The organism is Actinocorallia aurantiaca, from assembly GCF_039533685.1.
Lineage (GTDB): Bacteria > Actinomycetota > Actinomycetes > Streptosporangiales > Streptosporangiaceae > Actinocorallia > Actinocorallia aurantiaca.
In genome coordinates this window covers 150,294-172,202 of sequence record NZ_BAAATZ010000032.1, presented here as the reverse complement: position 1 = coordinate 172,202, position 21,909 = coordinate 150,294, and the positions used below count along the sequence as shown (strand labels likewise).

General features: G+C 73.1%; 16 protein-coding genes. 11 read left to right on the top strand and 5 right to left on the bottom strand.

What is annotated here, in order from left to right; genetic code table 11:
• Window positions 1-320: response regulator transcription factor (locus tag ABD327_RS31825; RefSeq protein WP_344456158.1), on the top strand; the 320-nt coding region annotated here is incomplete at its 5' end.
• On the opposite strand, the gene ABD327_RS31820 is transcribed toward ABD327_RS31825, so the two are convergent.
• Window positions 304-1,035: a hypothetical protein gene (locus ABD327_RS31820; RefSeq protein ID WP_344456156.1), complete on the bottom strand. Its 732-nt coding sequence runs from the start codon at window positions 1,033-1,035 to the stop codon at window positions 304-306. The genes ABD327_RS31825 and ABD327_RS31820 overlap by 17 nt on opposite strands.
• Before the next feature lie 180 nt (window positions 1,036-1,215).
• Here ABD327_RS31820 and gntD point away from each other — a divergent pair, with 180 nt between their 5' ends.
• From gntD to ABD327_RS31785, 7 genes are all read left to right on the top strand, one after another.
• Window positions 1,216-2,295 (top strand): guanitoxin biosynthesis L-enduracididine beta-hydroxylase GntD, encoded by a 1,080-nt coding sequence (gene gntD, locus ABD327_RS31815; RefSeq protein WP_344456229.1) that lies wholly within the window; start codon window positions 1,216-1,218, stop codon window positions 2,293-2,295.
• A 39-nt stretch (window positions 2,296-2,334) separates the two neighbouring features.
• Entirely contained in the window at window positions 2,335-7,506 is a 5,172-nt protein-coding gene (locus tag ABD327_RS31810) for an amino acid adenylation domain-containing protein (protein ID WP_344456154.1), read from the top strand.
• Window positions 7,507-7,519: 13 nt separating this feature from the next.
• Window positions 7,520-10,747 (top strand): non-ribosomal peptide synthetase, encoded by a 3,228-nt coding sequence (locus ABD327_RS31805; protein ID WP_344456151.1) that lies wholly within the window; start codon window positions 7,520-7,522, stop codon window positions 10,745-10,747.
• 3 nt (window positions 10,748-10,750) lie between these two features.
• Window positions 10,751-11,740 carry a 2,3-diaminopropionate biosynthesis protein SbnA gene (sbnA, locus tag ABD327_RS31800; protein ID WP_344456148.1) on the top strand — a complete coding sequence of 330 codons (990 nt, stop codon included), beginning with the start codon at window positions 10,751-10,753 and terminating at the stop codon, window positions 11,738-11,740.
• A gap of 34 nt (window positions 11,741-11,774) precedes the next feature.
• Window positions 11,775-12,287, top strand: a complete 513-nt coding sequence (locus ABD327_RS31795; RefSeq protein ID WP_344456146.1) for a DinB family protein — start codon at window positions 11,775-11,777, stop codon at window positions 12,285-12,287.
• A gap of 38 nt (window positions 12,288-12,325) precedes the next feature.
• Window positions 12,326-12,727 carry an ACT domain-containing protein gene (locus ABD327_RS31790; RefSeq protein ID WP_344456144.1) on the top strand — a complete coding sequence of 134 codons (402 nt, stop codon included), beginning with the start codon at window positions 12,326-12,328 and terminating at the stop codon, window positions 12,725-12,727.
• A 161-nt stretch (window positions 12,728-12,888) separates the two neighbouring features.
• Entirely contained in the window at window positions 12,889-14,067 is a 1,179-nt protein-coding gene (locus tag ABD327_RS31785) for a 3-ketosteroid-9-alpha-monooxygenase, oxygenase component (protein WP_344456142.1), read from the top strand.
• A 115-nt stretch (window positions 14,068-14,182) separates the two neighbouring features.
• Here ABD327_RS31785 and ABD327_RS31780 read toward each other — a convergent pair whose 3' ends face one another.
• Window positions 14,183-14,794, bottom strand: coding sequence for a hypothetical protein (locus ABD327_RS31780; protein WP_344456140.1), 612 nt, complete (start codon window positions 14,792-14,794; stop codon window positions 14,183-14,185).
• A 428-nt stretch (window positions 14,795-15,222) separates the two neighbouring features.
• On the opposite strand from ABD327_RS31780, the gene ABD327_RS31775 reads away from it, so the two are divergent.
• Together ABD327_RS31775 and ABD327_RS31770 are read left to right on the top strand one after the other, a co-directional pair.
• Complete coding sequence (locus ABD327_RS31775; RefSeq protein ID WP_344456137.1) at window positions 15,223-16,428, top strand: PucR-like N-terminal domain-containing protein; 1,206 nt, start codon at window positions 15,223-15,225, stop codon at window positions 16,426-16,428.
• Window positions 16,429-16,559: 131 nt separating this feature from the next.
• Window positions 16,560-17,780, top strand: coding sequence for a PucR-like N-terminal domain-containing protein (locus ABD327_RS31770; RefSeq protein WP_344456134.1), 1,221 nt, complete (start codon window positions 16,560-16,562; stop codon window positions 17,778-17,780).
• A gap of 33 nt (window positions 17,781-17,813) precedes the next feature.
• Here ABD327_RS31770 and ABD327_RS31765 read toward each other — a convergent pair whose 3' ends face one another.
• Genes ABD327_RS31765 through ABD327_RS31755 form a run of 3 tightly spaced genes read right to left on the bottom strand, consistent with a single transcriptional unit; the run spans window position 17,814 to window position 19,650 of the window.
• Window positions 17,814-18,419, bottom strand: coding sequence for an energy-coupling factor transporter transmembrane component T family protein (locus ABD327_RS31765; protein WP_344456132.1), 606 nt, complete (start codon window positions 18,417-18,419; stop codon window positions 17,814-17,816).
• Entirely contained in the window at window positions 18,416-19,090 is a 675-nt protein-coding gene (locus ABD327_RS31760; protein ID WP_344456129.1) for an energy-coupling factor ABC transporter ATP-binding protein, read from the bottom strand. Before ABD327_RS31760 ends, ABD327_RS31765 begins: the two co-directional genes overlap by 4 nt.
• Window positions 19,087-19,650: a biotin transporter BioY gene (locus ABD327_RS31755; protein WP_344456127.1), complete on the bottom strand. Its 564-nt coding sequence runs from the start codon at window positions 19,648-19,650 to the stop codon at window positions 19,087-19,089. Before ABD327_RS31755 ends, ABD327_RS31760 begins: the two co-directional genes overlap by 4 nt.
• 331 nt (window positions 19,651-19,981) lie before the next feature.
• Between ABD327_RS31755 and ABD327_RS31750 the strand changes: the two genes are divergently transcribed.
• Complete coding sequence (locus ABD327_RS31750) at window positions 19,982-21,838, top strand: M14 family metallopeptidase (RefSeq protein WP_344456124.1); 1,857 nt, start codon at window positions 19,982-19,984, stop codon at window positions 21,836-21,838.
• Window positions 21,839-21,909 lie beyond the last annotated feature (71 nt).

The window sequence follows — 21,909 nt, the reverse complement described above, 5'->3', positions numbered from 1 at the left end:
CGCTGTTCGGCGGCGAGGCCACCGTCGAGGCGATCGCGGCCCGGATCGACGCCGGCGGGGTCGCGCCCGCCGAGCGGCCGGTGCCGCGGCTGCCGCGGACCGGCGGCGTCCAGCACACCCTGAGCAGGCGCGAGATGCAGATCGCGGACCTGGTCGGGGAGGGCAGGACCAACCAGCAGATCGCCACCGCCCTCGACCTCAGCCCGAAGACCGTCGAGACCTACCTGGCCCGCATCTTCAAGAAGCTCGGCATCGGCTCGCGCACCCAGATCGCCCTGCTCGTCGGGCGGGCCGGGGCGCCGGTCACGCTGGCGCCGTAGCCGGGACCGCACCGTCCGGCAGCACGTCGCCGGAGCGGACGGCGATCCAGATCGCCGTCGCCGACGCCAGCAGCGCGCCGTCCCGGTACAGCGCGGTGTGGCTCGTCACGGTCCTGCCCCGCACGGGCTCGGACCGGGCGACCAGCACACAGACGTCGCCGGCCGACGGCCGCGCACCGATCCGCGCGGCCATCCGGCCGAGCACCCGCGCCTGCCGGGCGGGATCGCCCGTCCACCCGCCCGGACAGTCCAGGGCGGCCCACACCACCTCCGGGCGGACCATGCCGTCCGGCCCGGCGACCGACGAGTCCGGCCGCCACACGCACGCCACCGTGCCCGGCGCGTCCGGCACCGGGCCGGGCGTCAGGTTCAGCCCGTCGGCGCGGTCGAGACCGCACACGAAACAGGAGGGGAACGGATGGAACGCACGACCCGCGAAGCCCGCGTGCGCGGCCTCGGCGGCACGCGCGCCGACCGCGGGCACGACCGGCCCGAGGTCCGCCGCCGCGGCCACCGTCGCGACCGGTTCGCCGCAGTGCAGCACATGTGTGCGACGCGCGCCTCGCTCCACCTCCAGCGGCACGCCGAGCGGCGGCGGGACGTGCAGCGTGACCGCGGCCGGGCCCTGGACGAGCCCGGCGAAGACACCGCACGCGTAGCCGCCGTTGGCGCTGGCCGCGGGCCCGTTGAAGCGGGCTCCTATGAGCGCTGACATGACCTCTCCTTCCAGCCGATGGGGCCGAGGCTAGGCCGGGTCCGCCGCCCGGGGCGCGCCCGCTGCTGTCAGGGATGTTCCCGACTGTCGCCCCGGCCCGGGCCGCCGCAGGCTTGGACCATCCAGACGCCAGAGGCGGGCTTGTGGCCGCCGTGACCAAGGAGGTACCGAGTGGGTCAGATGACAACGGCCGTCCTGTCATCCTCTTCGCCGGACGACGATGACGGCGCGCCCCGCATCCGGCTGACCGAGGAGGAGGCCGCCGCGATCGCCGTCCTCGTCGACGAGGTCCTCGACGAGGATCCCGACACCCCGCTGGAGCTGCGGGTGGAACGGCTGGAGGTGCGCGCGCACGAGCTGCCCGAGCGGCTGCGCTCGGTGCTCGCCGGCTTCCGCGTCTCCGGCCGGCCCTACGGCGGCTTCGTGATCTCCGGCCTCCCCGTCGACGAGGGCGGCGTGGGCCCGACCCCGACCGACTACACCGACGAGCCGCGCGGCCGGGAGGTCGACCGGGCCGGCTGCGTGCTGCTGATGATCGGCTCGCTGCTCGGCGACCCGTTCTCCTACCTCACCCAGCAGCGCGGCCGCATGATCCTCGACGTCTTCCCCGTGGACGGGCACGAGGACTCCCAGCTCGGGTCCAGCTCGACCGTGCTGCTGGAGTGGCACAACGAGGACGCCTTCCACCCGTACCGCGCCGACTGGATCATGCTGCTCGGGATGCGGAACCACGACCGGGTGCCGACCATGTTCGCCCCGCTCCAGGACCTGGAGCTGAAGCCGGAGACCCGGGAGCTGCTGTTCCAGGACCGGTACGTCATCAAGCCCGACGAGTCGCACACCGCCGAGTTCAACGCCGACACCACCGGCTACGACAACGACGCGGAGGTCGTCGAGGAGGCGTTCGCGCGGGTGCGGCGGATGAACAGCGACCCGGTGCGGGTGCCGATCCTGTCCGGAGACCCGCAGGCGCCGTTCGTCCGCCTCGACCCGGCCTTCATGGAACGCGACCTCGGCGACCCGCAGGCCGAGCACTCCCTCGGCGAGGTCATCGGCCAGTTCGACGAGCGCATCCGCGACGTCGTCCTGGGGCCCGGCGAGATGCTCATCATCGACAACCTCCGTGCGGTGCACGGCCGGCGCCCGTTCAAGGCCCGGTACGACGGCACGGACAGGTGGCTGCGGCGGATCAACGTCACGGCCGACCTCCGCAAGACCGAGGGCCGCAGGTTCGGCCCGCACGGCCGCGCCGTGATCTGACGGCCGGCGGCACGCAGCAGAGCCACCCGAACGAGAGGCATGAGGACGATGCGGAGCGCGGACACCTGGATCGGGGTACTGGAGGAGGCGGCCCGGCGCAGACCGGACGCGACCGCCTTCACCTTCCTCGCCGACGACGAGGACGAGGCCGTCGGCCTGACCAACGCCGAGTTCGACCGGGGCGCCCGGACGGTCGCCGCGCACCTGCAACGCGAGGGCCTGGCGGGTGAGCGCGTGATGCTCTGGTACCCGTCGGGCCTGGACTACCTCGTGGCGTTCTTCGGCTGCCTCTACGCCGGCGCGATCGCCGTGCCCGCCTACCCGCCGACCCGCCGGCACCGGTCGGTCGAGCGGGTCCTGGCGATCGTGGAGGACGCGACGCCCGCCTGCGCTCTCACCACCGCCCACATCCGGGACCGGCTCCCGGAGGGCACCCTGGTCGGCGGCCGGGTTCCGGTCGCCACCGACCTGCTCGACCCCGCGTCGGCCGACGCCTGGACCCGGCCGGACTCCGGCCCGGACACGGTGGCGTTCCTCCAGTACACCTCCGGCTCCACCGGCCGGCCGCGCGGGGTCGTGCTGACCCACGCCGACCTGCTCGCCAACTCCGCGATGATCCAGGAGATGTTCGGCACCTCCGAGCGCACCCGCGCGGTGTCGTGGCTGCCGATGTACCACGACATGGGCCTGATCGGCTCGATCCTCCAGGTCCTGTACTGCGGAGGCACCTCCACGCTCATGTCGCCGGTGTCGTTCGTGCGCGACCCGGCGCGGTGGCTGCGGACGATCAGCGACACCCGCGCCACCGCCAGCGGCGGCCCGAACTTCGCCTTCGACCTGTGCGTCGACCGGATCACCCCGGAGGAGCGCGCGGGCCTGGACCTGTCCAGCTGGGAGCTGGCCTTCAACGGCGCCGAGCCGATCCGCGCCGACACCCTGGAGCGGTTCTCCCGCGCGTTCGCCGACACCGGTTTCCGCGCCTCGGCGATGACCCCCTGCTACGGCCTCGCCGAGGCCACGCTGCTCGCCTCGGCCCGGCGCGTCGGCAGCGGCGTCCTGCGCGACGGGCACGGCCGGGTCTCCTCGGGCACGACGCCGTCCGGCGTCCGCCTGGAGATCGTCGACCCGGCCTCCCGGACCCTGGTCGAGCCGGGAGGGACCGGTGAGATCTGGGTGTCGGGGCCCGCCGTCGGCCAGGGCTACTGGAACCGGCCGGAGGTCTCCGAGGAGCTGTTCCGGGCACGCCTTGCCGACCCGGCCGACCCGGCGACGTTCCTGCGCACCGGAGATCTCGGCTACCTCGGCGAGGGCGAGCTGTACGTCACCGGACGGCACAAGGACCTCGTCATCGTCCGGGGCCGCAACCACTACCCGCAGGACGTCGAGCGCACCGCCGAGACCGCCGACCCGCGGGTCAGGCCCGGCGGCTGCGCGGCGTTCCCGGTCACCCTGGACGGCGCGGAGGAGCTCGTCGTCGTCGCCGAGGTCGGCCCGCGCGACCGGGACGGCGATCTGGCCGCGCTCGCCCGCGCCGTCGCCGCGGCCGTCACCACCGCGCACGAGGTGCGCCCCCACCGGGTGGCGGTCATCCGGCCGGGCGCGCTGCGCAAGACCTCCAGCGGCAAGGTGCAGCGGCACGCCTGCAAGGCCGCCTACCTGGACGGTTCGCTGGAGATCCTCGCCGACGACGCCCTTCCCGCCGAACCGGAACCGCCCGCCGCCCGGCCCGGCCGTCCCGTCCGCGAGACGCTGCCGAGCGGGTCCGTCGCACGGATCATCGCGGCGGGCGAGGCGGTGCGCGAGGAACTGGCCGACCTCGCCCGGCTACGGCCCGGGCGGATCGACCTCGAGGCGCCCCTCGTCGAACTCGGTCTGGACTCCATCGCCGCGATCACGCTCCGGCACCGCATCGCCGCCCGGCTCGGCGTCGAGGTCCCCGCCGACGAGGTGCTGGCCATGACCGGCGGCGACCTCGTCGAGGTGATAGCGCTCCAGGTGCAGAAGGCGCCCGACCTGCCGATCCCCGGCCGCGTCCCGCCGTTCGACCTGCCGTGCCCGCCCGGCCAGGCGTCGTTCTGGCTCCAGCACCACCTCGTGCCCGACAGCCCGGCCCACCTGCTGGCGATGGCGCTGCGGATCACCGGCCGGGTCGACGCCGCGGTGCTGAACCGGGCGCTCGACCGGCTCTCCGACCGGCACGAGGCCCTGCGCACCACCTTCCCGTTCGGCGACGGCACGCCCGTCGGCCGCGTCCACGTCCGGCTCGCGCCGCGCTTCGAGACCCGAGACGCCGCCGGCTGGACGCCCGAGCGGCTCGACGCGGAGACCGCGGCGTTCGCGCACGAGCCGTTCGATCTGGAGCACGGGCCGCTGCTGCGCGCCGCGCTGTTCTCCGCAGGCCCGGAGGAGCACCGCCTCGTCCTGGCCGTCGACCACCTCGTCACCGACCTGTGGTCGCTGGAGGTGCTGCTGCGCGAACTCGACGCGCTCTACCCGGCGCTGCTCTCCGGCGCCGAGCCCGACCTGCCCGAGCCCGGCGCCTACTCCGCGCACGTCGACGCGCTCGCCGAGCCGTCGCCCGAGGAGTGGCGGGCCCTGGAGGACCGGCTCGCCGGCGCGCCCACGCTGCTCGCGCTACCCGCCGCGCGGCCCGCGACGCGCCTCATGCGCACGGCCGAGATCGGCTTCGCGCTCGGCCCCGGCCTCTCGGCCGGGATCAGGGACCTGGCCCGCACGCTCGGCACGACGCCCTACAGCGTCGTCATGGCCGCCTACCAGGCGCTGCTCGGCCAGTGGAGCGGGCAGGACGACCTGCTCGTCGGGTCTCCCGCGCACGGCCGGGAGTCCGCCGCGCACACCGGCACCGTCGGCCTGTTCGTCAACGTCGTCGCGCTGCGCGCCGGCCTGGCCGCCGCGCCGACCGCCGCCGCGCTCGTCACCGCCGCGCACGCCGAGGGCCGGGCCGCGCTCGCGCACGCCGCGGTGCCGTTCTCACGGGTCGTCGAACGGCTCCGGCCCGTCCGCGACCCGGCCCGCTCGCCGCTGGTCCAGGCCGTGCTGGCCTGGCAACGGCCGGGCGGCGAGCACGGCGAGGCGCTCGCGGCGCTCGCGCTGAACCGGGCCGGCGCCGCCGCGACCGTCGGCGGCCTCGCCGTCGAGACGCTGGCGCTGCCGTCCGGCGGCGCGCAGTTCGACCTCGTGCTCACCATGGCCGAACTCGCCGACGGACTGGCCGGACGGCTCCAGTACGACGCAGACCTCTTCGCGGAGGGACCGGTGCGCGCGGCCGCCGAACACCTGAAGGCGCTGCTCTCCGCGATCGTCGCCGACCCGTCCGGTCGGCTCGCCGACCTCCCGCGGATGCGCCCGGCGGCACCGGTCTCGGTCTCCGGCGGCACGCCCGACCTCCCGTTGAGCTGCGTGCACGAGCGGTTCGCCGCGCAGGTCACGGCCCGTCCAGAGGCGGTCGCGCTGGTCTGCGGGGAAGAACGCGTCACCTACCGCGAGCTGGACGAGCGGGCCGAACGGCTGGCCGCCGGCCTGCGCGCCGCGGGCGCGGGCCCCGGCGACCTCGTCGCGCTGTCGATGCCGCGCTCGACCGGCCTCGTGGCCGCGGCGATCGCCGTCCTGAAGTCCGGCGCCGCCTACCTGCCGCTCGACCCGGCCCACCCCGGGGAGCGGCGGGGCATGGTGCTCGCCGACGCCGCGCCGCGCTACCTGCTCGACGAGACCGGACTCCACGTCCTGGACGCCTCCGAGCGCCCGCCGCACCCGCCGTTCCCCGAAGCCGACCTCGGCCGCCTTGCCTACGTGATCTTCACCTCGGGCTCCAGCGGACGGCCCAAGGGCGTGCCGGTCGGGCACGAGGCCCTGGCCAACCTCTTCGCCGCGACCGCGCCGGACTTCGGCTTCGGCCCCGACGACGTCTGGACGCTGTTCCACTCCTTCGCCTTCGACTACACGGTCTGGGAGATGTGGGGCTGCCTCGTCCACGGCGGCACCCTCGTCGTCGTGCCGGAGGGCTCCGCGCTGCCCGCGGAGGACTTCTGGGGCCTCCTGCGCCGCGAGCGCGTCACCGTGCTGAACCAGACGCCCGCGGTCTTCCGCGAGATGACGCTCGCCGCACCCGGTCTGCTGACGGGTCTCCCGTTGCGCCACCTGGTGTTCGGCGGCGAGAAGCTCGAGCCGTCGCACCTGGCCGCCTGGCGCGCGCACGGAGACCCCGGCGTCGCGCTCACCAACATGTACGGGCTCACCGAGACCGCCGTCGTCGCCACGCTCGGCCGCATCGACGACCCCGCCGGGGAGATCCCGATCGGCCGCCCCCTGCGCGGCTCGGAGATCACCCTGCTGGACGCCGCGGGAAGGCCCGCCGACGAAGGCGAGATCTGCGTCGGCGGAACCCCGCTGGCCCGGGGCTACCTCGGCCGGCCCGACCTGACCGCCGCCCGCTTCACCCCGCACCCGGCGCTGCCCGGCCGCCGCGTCTACCGCACCGGCGACCTCGCCCGCTGGCGGCCCGACGGCGCGCTGGACTACCTCGGCCGCCTCGACGACCAGGTCCAGGTGCGCGGCCTGCGGATCGAGCCGGGCGAGGTCACGGCCGCGCTCACCGGCCACCCGAAGATCACCGACGCCGTCGTCCTGCCCGAGACCGGGCCGGACGGCGCGCAGCGCCTCGTCGCCTTCGCCGTCGCGCGCGAGCCGTTCACCGCCGCCGAACTGCGCGCGTACCTGCGCGCCCGCCTCCCCGAACCCATGGTGCCCGCCGCGTTCGTCCCGATCGAGGCGGTCCCCGTGACCGTCAACGGCAAGGTCGACCGGCGGGCCCTGCCCTCCTCCCGCCCGGACGGCGGAGCCGCGCCCGTCACCGCCACCGAGCACGAGATCGCCCGCCTCGTCGCCGAGATGGTCGCGCTGCCCTCCGTCGGCCGCGACGACGACCTGTTCGCGCTCGGCTGGCACTCCCTGCTCATGACCCGCCTGGCGTCCCGGATCAAGGACCGCTTCGCCGTCGCGGTCCCGTTGCACGCGCTGTTCACCGACCCGACCGTGGAGCGCATCGCCGACCTGGTCGACCGCGCGAAGGACGCCGGCGCCACCGCTGCTCCGGCCATCGCCCGCGCCGACCGCAGCCGCTATCTCGTGGGAGCGGGCGCCGCGCGCCTCCCCGAGGCCGTTCGCCGGCTGGACCGGCGCCCGCAGTCCTAGAAGGAGGAGAAAGATGGACCCCGAGATCTCCGCGATCTTCCCGACGTCGTTCGCGCAGGAGCGCCTGTGGATCGTCGAACAGCTCGCGCCCGGCACATCGGCCTACCACGTGCCCGTCATGCTGAGGCTGCGCGGCCCGCTCGACCGCGCCGCCCTGGCCGGGGCGCTCGCCCTGGTCGTCGAGCGGCACGAGGCGCTGCGCACCGTCTTCCGGCAGATCGACGGGCAGGTCGTGCAGCGGGTGCTGCCCGCCGGGCCCGTCCCGGTCGAGGTCCGCGACGTGCCCGGCGGCGAGGCCGGCCTCGCCGGGCTCCTGGCCGCCGAGGCCGCGCTCGGCTTCGCCCTGGACACCGGGCCGCTGCTGCGCGCCACCCTCTTCCGCCTCGCGCCCGACGACCACGCGCTGACGATCGTCCTGCACCACCTGGTCTCCGACGGCTGGTCGATGGGCGTCCTGTGCGGCGAACTGTCGGCCGCCTACGGCGCCCTGACGGCGGGCGGGCGGCCCGACCTGCCCGAACCGCCGCTCCAGTACGTCGACTACGCCATCTGGGAGCGCGAAAACCTCACCGGCGAGCGCGCCGAGGAGCTGCTGACCTACTGGCGCGCCGCGCTCGCCGACGCGCCCGGGGCTTTGGACCTGCCGCTCGACCGGCTGCGCCCGGCCCTGCAGAGCCACGCCGGCGGCCAGGTCGACATCGCGCTCGACCCCGCCACCACCGCCGGCGTCACCGCGCTGGCCCGCGAGCTCGGCGCCTCGCCGTTCATGGTGCTGCTCGCCGCCTGGAGCGCGCTCCTCGGCCGCTTCACCGGCTCCGACGACATCGTGACCGGCACCGCCGACGGCAGCCGCGACGCGCAGACCGAAGGGCTCATCGGCTGCTTCATCAACACGCTCCCGCTGCGCGTCCGGCTCGGCGGCGACCCGTCCTTCGCCGACCTGGTCGACCGGTCCAGGGACGCCGTGCTCGGCGCGCTCGACCATCGTGACCTGCCGTTCGACCTGCTCGTGGAGGACCTCGCGCCGCGCCGCGACCTGTCGCGCAACCCGCTGGTCCAGGTGCTGCTCACCGTGCACGGCGGGCCCGAGCCCGCCGACGGCCTCACCGGGCTGGTCGCCGAGCGGATCGGCGTCGACCGCGGCGGGGCGCAATGCGACCTGAGCGTCCAGCTGCGCCCGGACGGCGACCGGTTCACCGGCTTCCTGGAGTTCGCCTCCGACCTCTTCGACGCCGAGACCGTCCGGCGCTGGTGGGGCCACCTCGCGACGCTGCTCGCCGCCGCCGTCGCTGCACCGGGCACCCGCCTGTCGGAGCTGACCTGCATGACCGAGGCCGAGGCCGCCGAGGCGGTCGGCACGGGAGCCTCCATCCCGGCGGCGGACGTCAGGCTGGAGGAGGTCGTCGCCCGCCGCGCCGCGCTCACCCCGGACGCGCCCGCGCTCGTCTGGGACGGCGGCTCGCTCACCTGCGCCGAGTACGACCGCCGGGCCGGGGCGCTCGCCGCCGTCCTGAGGTCGCGCGGCGTCGACCGCGAGACGCCCGTCGCCGTCCACGCCGAACGCGGCCCCGATCTCATGGTCGCGATCCTCGCCGTGCTCAAGGCGGGCGGCGCGTACGTGCCTGTCAACACCTCCTACCCGGCCGAGCGGATCGCGCTCATGCTGGCCGACGCCCGGCCCGCCGTCGTGCTCAGCCAGAGCCGGATCGCGGCCGAGTTGCCGTCCGGCGCGCCCGTCCTGCTGCTCGACGACCTGCCCGCCGACGCGTCCGACCCGGCCGACCCGCCCGGCGGACCCGGCACGCCGTCCGACCTCGCCTATGTCATCTACACCTCGGGCTCGACCGGGCGGCCCAAGGGCGTCATGGTCGAGCACCGCTCGGCCGCCGACCTGCTCGCCTGGCACCAGCGCCGCTACCCCCTGGGGCCCGACGACGTGGTGCTGCTGAAGACGCCGACCTCCTTCGACGTGTCGGTGCCCGAGCTGTTCTGGTGGGCGGAGGCCGGGGCCCGGGTCGCTCTGCTGCCCGAAGGAGCCGAACGGGACCCGCGCGCGCTCGCCGAGGCGGTGGCCCGGCACGGCGTCACCGCCGTGAACTTCGTCCCGTCGATGTTCGGGCCCTTCCTCGACGTCCTGGAGAAGGACCCGGCGCTGGCATCGGCCGTCGCGGGCCTGCGGTACGTCTTCTGCGCCGGCGAGGCCCTGCCGGTCGAGCACGTCCACCGCTTCCACCGCCTGTTCACCGGGACGGCGCTCGCCAACCTCTACGGCCCGACCGAGGCGACCGTGTACGCCTCCGGCGCCGACTGCGCGCCCGGCACGGCCCGCGTGCTCATCGGCGCCGCGTGCGACAACACCGGCCTGTACGTCCTCGACCGGCACGATCGGCCGCAGCCCGTCGGGATCCCGGGCGAGCTGTGCGTCGGGGGAGCGGGCGTCGCGCGCGGCTACCTCGGCCGTCCCGCGCTCACCGCCGAGCGGTTCGTCCCGCACCCGCGCGCCGGGACCGGCGGCGTCCCCGCCGGCGCCCGCCTCTACCGGACCGGCGACCTGGCCCGCTTCGCCCCCGGCGGCGAAGTCGAATGGCTCGGCCGGCTCGACCACCAGGTCAAGGTGCGCGGCTTCCGCGTCGAACTCGGCGAGGTCGCCGCGGCGCTGCGCGCGCACCCGGACATCGGCTCCGCCGTCGTCGTGCACCGCGACGGCGCGCTCGCCGCCTACCACACCGGGACCGGGCTCACCGTCACCGAGCTGCGCGCCTTCCTGCGCCGCACGCTGCCCGACGCGATGGTGCCCGAGAGCCTCACCGCGCTGCCCGCGCTGCCGCTGTCGGCCAACGGCAAGGTCGACCTGGCCGCCCTGCCCGAGCCGGACGGCGCCCGCCCCGTCCTCGCGACCGCCTACGTCGAGCCCGGCACGCCGCTGGAGCGGATCGTCGCCGGCCTGTGGGAGGACGCGCTGCGCGTCGACCGGATCGGCGCGCGGGACGACTTCTTCGACCTCGGCGGCAACTCGCTGCTCGCCACCCGGGTCGCGTCCGCGCTGCGCGAGAACCTCGGCGTCGAGCTGCCGCTGCGGGTGATGTTCGAGGAGACGACCGTCGCCGCGCAGGCCGAGGCCGTCGGCGCGGCGGGCCGGGAGGCGTCCCTGGACGTCGCCGCCATCGCCGAGGTCTACCTGCGGGTCCAGGCGCTCAGCGACGAGGAGGCCAGGGATCTCCTGGCCGTGCGGGAAGGCTGAACCGTGATCTTCCGGCGAGTCAGCGAGATGGTCCTCGACGACGTGTTCCTCGACCTGTCCGGGCTGGTGCCCGGCGTCGACCTGGCGCTGAAGATCGAAGGTTTCAACGCCGCCGGGTCGATCAAGCTCAAGACCGCCGTCGCGCTCCTCGACGACGCCGAGCACCGGGGCCTCCTGGCCCCGGGCGCCCGGATCATCGAGTCCTCCTCCGGCAACCTCGGCATCGCGCTCAGCTCGGTGAGCGCCGTGCGCGGCTACTCCTTCACCTGCGTCGCCGACCCGAACACGCCGCGGCAGAGCGTCGCGCTCATGCGGGCCTTCGGCGCGGAGGTCGTCGTCGTGGCCGAGCGCGACGCGGCCGGCGGCTACCTCCAGACCCGGCTGGACCTCATCCGGGACCGGCTCCTCACCGACCCGGGCCTGTACTGGCCGAACCAGTACGCCAACCCCGCCGGCCCCCGCGCCCACCACGACCGGACGGCGGCGTCGATCGTCCGCGAGTTCCCGGACCTGGACTACCTGTTCGTCGGCGCCGGAACCACCGGCACCCTCATGGGCTGCGCCGAGCACCTGCGGACGCACTCGCCGCGCACCCGGATCGTCGCCGTGGACGCCGAAGGCTCGGTCACGTTCGGCCGTCCGCCGGGCCACCGCCACATCCCGGGCCTCGGCACCAGCCGCCGGCCCGAGCTGGTGCGCCCGGAGCTGGTCGACGACCTCGTCCTGGTGCCCGAGCCCGAGGCCGTCCGGATGTGCCGGCTGCTCGCCGCCCGCCACGGCGTCGCGGCGGGCGGCTCCACCGGCTCGGTCCTGGCCGCCGTCGCCCGGCTCGCGCCGTCGATGCCGCCGGGCGCGACCGCCGTCGCGATCGCGCCCGACCTCGGCGACCGCTACCTCGACACCCTCTACGACGACGACTGGGTGGACGCCCGCTTCGGCCCGCTCCCGCGAGTCGTCTCGCCCGAACCCCGGACACCGCCCGTCGGGGTGTAGCAGGCTGTCATCCTCGACCCACGGAAAGGAAACGATGTTCGTCTCACCGGCCAAGCGCGCGGACCCCGGAGGCACCACCGGCGAACGGGAGGCGCTGACGCAGTGGCTCGATTTCCACCGCGCCACGCTCCTGTGGAAGCTGGACGGCCTGTCGGAGGAGCAACTGCGCTCGCCCATGGTCCCGTCCGGCACCAGCCTGCTCGGCCTGGTCAAGCATCTCGCCGAGACCGAGCACGGCTGGTTCTGCCTGGAGTTCCTCGGTCTGGACGAGCCGCCGCTGTACGCCACCCCGGAGGACCCCGAGGCCGGGTTCCGCGTCGAGCCGCACGAGACGGCCGAGGACATCGTCGGCGCCTACCTGGAGCAGTGCGAACGCGCCCGCGGCATCGTCGCCGCCCAGCCGTCGCTGGACGCCTCGGTGCCGGAGAACCTGCGCGGCCGGGTGAACCTGCGCTGGATCCTCCTGCACATGATCGAGGAGACCGCGCGGCACAACGGCCACGCCGATATCCTGCGCGAACAGATCGACGGCGCGACCGGCGACTGATCCGCCGAGCCTCCCCGCAAGACCTGGAAGGAGATCCGATGCGCGCACCCGCGGCGACCGTACGCACCCTCACCCTCCTGCCGGAGGACTACGCCGTGCTCCGGTTCGCGCCCGGCGAGCCCGTCCCGGCCTGGGCGCTGGCCGCGCCCGTCCCGTTCGCCTCGGTCACCAGGACCGCCGCGGAACTGTCGGTGATCTGCCCGGTCCCGGCCGTCCCGGAGCGTCTTCGGCCCGCCGAGGAGTGGCGGTGCCTGCGGCTCGAAGGGCCGTTCGCGCTGGACGAGCCCGGCGTGGCCGCGTCCGTGGCGGTCCCGCTCGCGGCGGCCGGGCTCAGCGTCTTCGTCGTGGCCACCTACGACACCGACCACTTCCTGGTCACCGACGCGGAGGCGGCGACGGCCGCGCTCACCGCCGCCGGGCACGTCGTCGTGCGCGCCTGACCGGCGCCCTGCTCCGGAGGGGGACGGCCGGTCCGCGCGCACGCGTCGACGGGACGAGGACGCCGTCCGGGACTCTGGCCGCGTTCGCCCCTCCGGAGGCATGATGACTCTCGAGTGTCGGAGGGCCGGCAGGGATTCCCACCCCCACCAGAGGAGTTCGCGTGAACGCGTCCCGCACCGAAGAAGGCACCGAGGTCCGTTTGATCGAGGCGGCTGCGCCTCCCGCGCGTTACGCGCGGGGGTGGCACTGCCTCGGCCTGATCGAGCACTTCAACGACGGAGAGCCGCATGCGGTGGAGGCGTTCGGCACCAGGCTGGTGGTGTTCGCCGACAGCGGCGGCAGGTTGAACGTCCTGAACGGCTACTGCCCGCACATGGGCGGGGACCTCACTCAGGGCGAGGTGAAGGGCGACGCGATCGCCTGCCCGTTCCATGACTGGCGCTGGGCCGGCAACGGCCGGTGCGCGAAGATCCCGTACGCGCGCAGGGTTCCTCCCCGGGCCCGGACGAAGTCGTGGCCGGTGCTGGAGCGCAACGGCCAGCTGTTCGTCTGGCACGACCCGCAGGGCGCCACGCCGCCGCCGGAGGTGACGATTCCCCGCATCGAGCAGTTCGGTTCACCGGAGTGGACGTCGTTCACGTGGAACCGGATGCTGATCGAGGGATCGCACTGCCGGGAGATCGTGGACAACGTCGTGGACATGGCGCACTTCTTCTACATCCACTACTCGTTCCCGACGTACTTCAAGAACGTCTTCGACGGCCATGTCGCCTGGCAGTACATGAACGGACAGTCCCGGCCCGACGTGGACCTGGGGATGAGCTACGGGGAAGGGGAGACCCGCAACGAGTCCGAGGCCGCCTACTACGGCCCGTCCTACATGATCAATCCGATGAGGACGATCGGGGACGGGTACACGATCGAGACCGTCCTCATCAACTGCCACTATCCGGTGTCGCCGACCAGTTTCATGCTCCAGTGGGGCGTGATGGTCAAGAAGATCGACGGTATGAGCGACCAGGACGCCGAGCAGTTCGCGCTCGCCTTCGCCTCGGGCGTGGAGACGGGCTTCCTGCAGGACGTGGAGATCTGGAGGAACAAGGCCAGGATCGACAACCCGCTGCTGTGCGAGGAGGACGGTCCGGTCTACCAGCTCCGCCGCTGGTACGAGCAGTTCTACGTGGACGTCGAGGACGTCACCCCGGAGATGACCGACCGGTTCGAGTTCGAGGTCGACACCGTCCTCGCCCGGGAGTTCTGGCAGAAGGAGGTCGAGGAGAACCTCGCGACCGGCCGGACCGTCGGCGACGTCACGCCCAAGGCCCCGGTCCGGGCCTGACATCGGAGGCCTGTGGATCCGGCCGCGTTCAGCGGCGAACGAGTGGAACCGGCGAGGCAGGGCCGCACGGCCGTGAACGGCGTGCGGCCCTGCTTTCGGGTGCGGTCTCGGCGGATCAGCTCGCGATGATCTGCGGGTGGGTGCCGCCGCTGTTCTTGACGATGAAGGTGCCGGACAGGGACGCGACGTCGCCCTTCTTGACGATCCCCAGGCAGCCCGCGTTCACGCTGGTGACCGTCACACCGGTCGCGCCGGTGGTCGTGAGCGCGCCGGTGCTGTTGGTGTAGCTGCCGTTGAGCGTGCCGCCGCCGGCGGTGAGGGTGCACAGGCCGCCGAAGGCCTTCGCGGTGACGGTGAGCCCGCTGATGTTGCCCGGCGTGACGCCGCCGACGGTGGGGCCGGTGACGTTGATGGCGCTGCCTGCGGTGTTCACCGTCAGGGTGAAGCTGATGGCGGGCGAGGTGCTGGCGCAGCCGCTCAGCGAGAGGGAGCTGAGCGTTCCCACCGGGGTGTTGCTGCCGTTCGGCACGTTGCCCGCGCCGCTGCCGGTGGTGCAGCCGGCCGTGATGCCGGCGGTGACGTCCTGGAAGGTGATGGGGCCGGAGTTGACGGCGGTGACCGCACCGCCGTTCGTCACCGTCCACGACAGGGCGAGGGCGGGTGTGCTGAAGGCGAGAGCGAGGGCTCCCGCGCCGACGACCGTGGCCGCTGCGGCGAACTTGCGCATGGAGGGGCCTTTCACTTGGGGTGGGATGGTGAGCGACCCGTTACAGGGCGGGTAGGGGTCGGCTCATCGAGGCAGTAACCGGTTACTTATAAGTGAGACTAGGTGTGGGTTTCGGGTGCGACAAGAGCCGGACGGATGCCTGCCGGATTCCGGTGGAAGTCTGTCAACAGATGAGTAAAAACCGTGCCGGTTTCATATCGCCCGTGATGATCCGGGTTCCGGGCCTTTTCCGGAGCGGGGGCGCTGAATATGATCGGCATCGCGGTCGCCCTTCCTTCGGGGAGGTCGTCGGAATCCTTCCGGTGCAACGGATTCGTGCATTTTCAGGAGGACCGGAATTCGGTCTCGCCGAAGGGGCGGCGGCCCCTCGGGCCACCCGTCCGCGGCTCGCCGGACGGCCGCCGACCGGCCGGGAGAGAGGACGCAGCGTGCGGCGAGAACGCGGGAGGCCGACGTCTCAGCAGCTCGCGGAGGCATTGCGGGCGGGACTGCCCGGACTCGCGGAAGCGATCTATGCCGAGATCAACGCGTCCGTTCCCGACTACGCGATCGCCGATCCCGACCCGCCCGCGATATCGGACATCGTGAACGAGGCGCTCACCGGCTTCGTCACCCGCGTCGCCGATCCGGCGGTCCCCCAGGACAGGCTCATCGGGCTGCTCCGCGCACTCGGGCGCAAGGAGCTGAACAGCGGCCGGAGCCTGGACTCCCTGCACACCGCGATCCGCATCGCCTTCCGCACGTCCTGGCACCGCATCGCCGAGGTGTGCACCCGTCACCGGTTCTCCGGCGATGTGCTCGCCGAGCTCGCCGAGCGCCACATGGCGTACATGGACGAGCTCATCGACCCGGTCGTCCAGGGGTACCTGGAGGCGGGCAGCCGGCCGCGGGAGGAACCGGCGCGGCTGCGGCGGCGCCTGCTGCACAGGCTGGCCGAAGGGGGAGGGGATTCCGGCGGCGTCGCCGAGCTGGCCGACCGGGCCGGCTGGCCCCTGCCGGCCGCGGCCACGCCCGTCGCCGTACGACCCGGTGCCGGACGGCCGCGCGCCGCGGGGACCGGAGACGTGCTCCTCGATCTCGACGGCGCCGAGCCGTGGCTGCTGTTCCCCGGCCCCTTCGACGGCGACCGGCGGGCGGCGCTGGAATCCGCGCTGGCCGGGACCCGGTTGTCGGTCGGGCTGACGGTGCCGCCGGAGCGGATACCCGACTCGCTGCGGTGGGCCCGCCGGGTGCTGGCGCTCGCGGAGGACGGGATGATCGACGGATCGCCCGTGCTGCTCGGCGAGGACCACCTGCTCGACCTCTGGCTGGCCTCCGACCCGGCCCTGCTGGACGAGATCGTCGAGCGGCGGCTGGGCGGCCTGATGAGCCTGCCCGCGGCCAAGCGGGCCGTGCTCGTCGAGACGCTGCGGGTGTGGCTGGAGAGCTGGAGCACCGCGGCGGAAGTGGGCCGGCGGCTGCACGTCCACCCGCAGACGGTGCGCTACCGGCTGCACCAGATCAGGGAGCGGATCGGCGACCAGATGGACGACCCCGAGGCGCGGTTCGGGCTGGAGGCGGCGCTGCGCGCCCTGCGGCTGCGCGACCGCGGGCGCGCGGCGTCCGGCCCGGGCGGCCGGCGGCTGGTCTCCTGACCGTTGAAATTTCAGGTATTGCCGGGAAAGGATCCGTGATCTAACGTCAACGTGGCCTGAATCACACGATGTAGAGCTTTTCTGGAAGCCCGCGGAAGGTTTGCCAGAAGGCCCTTCTTCGCGGAGGGACGATGGGCGCGCAGAGACCGTTCTCCGACCTTCTCCCCGACCTGATCGGGTTCGCGCCCGAGCTCGTCGGCGAGATCGTCGACGGCATCCGCGCCGCCATCCCCGACTACGACCGGCCGCGGGGCGGCCCGTACGACGAGGTGATCCGTTCTGGAGTGGAACGCAACGTCCTCGGCTTCGTCGCATGGCTCGCCGACCCGGAGCAGCCGCTGGACCAGCGCAACGAGCTCTGCCGCAAGCTGGGCGCGCTCGAGGCGATGGAGGGGCGCCCGCTGGCGGTGCTGCAGTCCGCGTACCGGATCGGCGCGCAGCTCGGCTGGTCCCGCATCTGGGATCTGCTGGCCGGACGCGAGTTGTCGGCCGCGGCGGTGTCCGCGCTCGCCGACGCCCTGTTCGGGTACATGGACGACGCCGCTGAGCTGTCCCGCGCAGGGTACGAGCAGGTCAGAAGGGAGGAGGACGCGAAACGGGACGCGGCGAGGCTGCTCCTGCTGCGCGACCTGGTGCGACGCCGGGGCGCCGACTGCGCCGCCCTGGCAGCGCTCCACCCGGCCGCCGGCTGGGCGGCCCCGGACCAGGTGACCCTGGTCGCCCTTCCCGCGAACGCGCCCGTCGTGCGCCCGCTGCTCGACCCCGACCTGCTGCTCGACCTCCATGCCCCCGAGCCGTACCTTTTGGTGCCCGGTCCGCTGACCGGTCCGCGCAGGAGCATGCTCGAGGCGGCGCTGGCGGGCGGCCGGGCCGCGGCTGGCCTCACGGTGCCGCCCGCACGCGCCGCGGACTCCCTGCGCTGGGCCAGGCGGGTGCTCGCGCTGGTCGCCGACGGGATCCTCGACGACGGCACGCTGACGTCGTGCGAGGACCACCTGGTGAGCGCCTGGCTGCTGGCGGACGGCCCGTTGATGGACGAGATAGCCCGGCGTCGACTCGCCTTCCTGACGCGGGAGGGCGAGAAGCGGCGGCAATGGCTCGCCGACACCCTCCGGGCCTGGCTGCGCACCCGTGGCCCGGCCGGCCGGATGAGCGAGGACCTGGGCGTGCACGTGCAGACCGTCCGCTACCGCATGCGCGTGCTGGAGGAGATCCTCCAGGAGGAGCTCACCGATCCCGACAACCGGTTCGCCACCGAGACCGCGTTGCGCACGTCGTGGCTGCGCGGCCGCCCCGGCCGGACGGGCGGCGGCACCACGACCGCGGGCTCATCTGGACTGGATTCCTTGTAGTTCATCTCCGCGATCTCCTGAGCGTCTCGGGCGTCACGGCCGGTCGCCGTCGCCCCTCGCGGCCAGGGCCTGGCCCAGTTCGTCGGAGTGGCGCAGGGTGCGGATCAGGAACGGCGCCACGAACGCCCTCGGGGAGAATTTCGCGTTCCTGGCGATCGCCGCGTTGCGCACCTCGGCGGCGATCCTGGAGAGGGCGGTGATCGCCTGGAGGGTGAGGCCGACCGTGAGACCCACCCGGTCCGGCCGGACGCCGAAGCGCCGGAACGGCTTCAGGGCGTTCTCGACGGTGGAGACGGTGTCGTCGATTCGCGTGGTGATCGTGAAGAGTTCGGCGGCGGTGAGCGCGGCCACCAGGCGGAGGCAGACGGTCAGGGCGGTAGCGGGTCCCAGCAGGAGGCTCTGGATCACGAAGATGAGGACGACGGGCGGCGTGAGCGTCCAGGCCAGGCGGAGGCAGCGGCGGGGTGCGACCCGTGCCGACGCGTATCCGAGAGCGATCACCGCGCAGACCCCGCCGAGGAGGTGGGGGGAGTCCAGGACGAAGACCGCGGCGGCGAGGACCAGCAGGACGAGCAGCTTCGCACCCGCGGGCGCGCGGTGCAGCGGGCCGGTGCCGGGCTCGTACCAGCCGCCGATCATCCGGCCAGCTCGCGGTAGCGGCGCAGGGCGGGTCCGGGGGAGTCGTCGGCGACGACGTGCCCGGCGTCGAGGACGATGACGCGGTCGAAGCCGGTGAGGAGGTCGAGGTCGTGGGTGACCATGACGATCTGCTGTTCCAGGGTGTGGAGCAGTTCCACGAACCGGCGCTTGTTGCGCAGGTCGAGCAGGGTGGTCGGCTCGTCGCAGACGAGGACGGCCGGGTCCAGGACGAGCATCGAGCAGAGGGCGAGGAGCTGTTTCTGGCCGTCGGAGAGGAGATGGGCGGGATGGTCGGCGAACCCGCCCAGCCCGTACTCGGCCAGGATCTCGTTGGAGCGTTCCGTTCGCTCCCTTCTGGACATGCCGCTGCGGCGCAGGGAGAACGCGACGTCCTCACCCGCCGTCGGCATCACGATCTGGCTGTCCGGATTGGAGAACACGAATCCGACCCGCCGCCGTACGGCACGGCCGTCGCGGGCCGGATCGAGCCCGTCGACGAGCACGCGGCCCGCCGTCGGCACGATCAGGCCGTTGATCGTGCGGGCCAGGGTGGACTTGCCCGAACCGTTGGAGCCCACGAAGGCCACACGTCTTTCCGGGATGCGGAGGTCCACTCCCGAGAGGACGACCCGCTCCCCGTACCGGTGCCCGACACCGTCGAACTCGATCATGCGGCGGAGCCCGCCAGCCGGTTCGGCAGGGCACGGTGAACCGTGGAGGCGACCGCGGCCGCGCCCACCACCTTGACCACATCCCCTGGCACGTAGACCAGGGACTGCACGGCCGCCGACCACAGGTCTCCGGTGTACAGGCCGAGGAACGGCACGCCGACCGCGTAGTCGACGGCCATTCCCGCGGTGCCGGCCAGCAGCAGCGCCGGCGGGCTCGTGCGCTTCAGGCGTGTGATGACGAGCCCGGCGACCAGCGCGGACAGGAGCCAGCCCAGGAGGAAGCCGCCGCCGGGCCCGAGGAACGGGGCGATCCCGCCGCGCCCTCCGGAAAGCAGGGGCAGCCCCATGGCGGTCAGCGCCAGGAAAAGGGCGGTGGCCGCGGTTCCACGGCGCGCGCCCAGCAGGCATGCCGCCAGGATCGGCCCGACGTTCTGCAGCACGACGGGCACTCCGGCACCACCGGCGCTGATGCCCGGAAAGATCCCCAATACCGCGATGAACGCGGCGAAGACGACCGTCGTGGCGAGGTCGGAGGGGGAGAGGGCACGGGAGCCCGGCAAGTCACATCACCGTTTCCATGGCTGAGCGTTTCCTTCGATTCAGGAAACCTATGCGAACCGGTTCGCTCGCCGGCCGCCGACCTCCTCGGACGAGGGGAAACGGCGGAGAGCCGGCGGGCGACGGCGGTGACGGCAGGGGCCCCGACGCTCGGGGAACACGGCCTGTTCGAGCTGACGCTGTAGGCGGTCGCCTCCGCTTATGAAAAGGGTCCCCGGGGCCCGGGTGGAGGCCGGAGCTGGTCACGAAAAAAACTCATGTATTGACGACAGTCAAGTTCACAATTTCTCCTGAGGACGAAATCGCCTCCAGACCCCCCGGGAGGAACTCGCGTTGACCAGACGCAGATTTGTCGCTGTACTCACATTCGTCCTGCTGATCATCAGCACGGCGATGATCGGGAACACCACGGCGGGCGCCGCCGCGCCCGACGGTGGAAGGCAATACAAGGTCCAGGGTCCCCGTACGGCGGATCAGCGCACGCAGATCGCGCGCACGGGTGCGGCGATCGACGGGGTGCTCTCCGACCACGTGGTCGTGACGGCCACGACGAAAGAGATCGCCGCCATCAAACGGCTCGGATACACCGTGACCGCGCTGCCCGGGCCCGGAGAGGACGCCGGAGGCCCACGCCCCGAAGGAAGCGTGACGCCGTTCGACTTCCCGGCGGCCGACTCGCAATACCACAACTACACCGAGATGACGGCGGAGATCAATTCGCTGGTGGCGGCGTATCCGTCGATCGTCCGGAAGCTGAGCGTCGGCACGTCCTACGAGGGGCGTGACATCATCCTGCTGAAGGTCAGCGACAACGTCGCGACCGACGAGAACGAGCCCGAAGTGATGTTCACCCATCACCAGCACGCGCGCGAGCACCTGACCGTCGAGATGGCGCTGTACACGCTCCACCAGCTTCTGGAGAACTACGGGACGGACTCGCGTATCACCAACCTGGTCAACAGCCGCGAGATCTGGCTGCTGCCCGACCTCAACCCGGACGGCGGCGAGTACGACATCGCGACCGGCTCCTACCGCAGCTGGCGCAAGAACCGCCAGCCCAACTCCGGCAGCAGCAACATCGGCACCGACCTGAACCGCAACTGGGCCTACCTCTGGGGCTGCTGCGGCGGTTCGTCCACCAGCACCGGCAGCGACACCTACCGCGGGCCGTCCGCGGAGTCCGCGCCCGAGGTGAAGAAGGTCGCCGACTTCGTCCGCAGCCGCAGGGTCGGAGGCGTGCAGCAGATCAAGGCCGCCATCGACTTCCACACCTACAGCAAGCTCATCCTGTGGCCGTACGGCTACACGACGGCCGACACCGCGGCGGGGCTCACCCAGGACGACCGGGACGCGCACGCCGCACTCGGCCAGAACATGGCGGCCACCAACGGCTACACGGCCGAGCAGGCCTCCGACCTCTACATCACCGACGGCTCGATCGACGACTGGCTGTGGGGCTCGGAGAAGATCTTCAACTACACGTTCGAGATGTACCCGGGAGCGAACGGCTCCGGCGGCGGCTTCTACCCGCCCGACGAGCAGATCGTCCCGCAGACGTCCGTCAACAAGGAGGCCGTCCTCCGGCTCATGGAGTACGCCGACTGCCCGTACCGGATCATCGGCAAGGAGACCCAGTACTGCGGCACCCCCGCGACCACCCTCTGGCAGGACACGTTCGAGACCAGCCTGGGCTGGACCGCCAATCCCGCCGGCACCGACACCGCCACCTCGGGCGCCTGGGAACGCGGCGACCCCGCCGCCACCACCTCCAGCGGCGCCAAGCAGCTGGGAACCACGACCAGCGGCAGCAACGACCTGGTCACCGGCCCCCTGGCCGGCTCGGCCGCCGGAGACCACGACGTCGACGGCGGCGTGACGACCATCCGTTCGCCCGCCGTCACCCTGCCGGGCACCGGCACGCTCCGGCTCTCCTTCCAGAGCTACCTGGCCCACGGCAGCAACTCCTCCTCCGCCGACCACCTCCGCGTGAAGGTCGTCGGCACCACCACCACGACCGTCCTGGACCTCCCCGGCGCGGCGACCAACCGCAACGGGGCCTGGTCCCTGTCCAACGTCGACATCTCGGCCTTCGCCGGGCAGACCGTCCGCATCCAGGTGGAAGCCGCCGACGCCTCCGGTGCCAGCCTCGTCGAGGCCGGCATCGACGACGTCAAGATCACCCAGTCCTGACCCTCCACCGGCCGGGCCCTCCCAGGGCGCGGCCCTCGTAGCGCAAGGGGCGCCGCCCGATGCCGTTCATC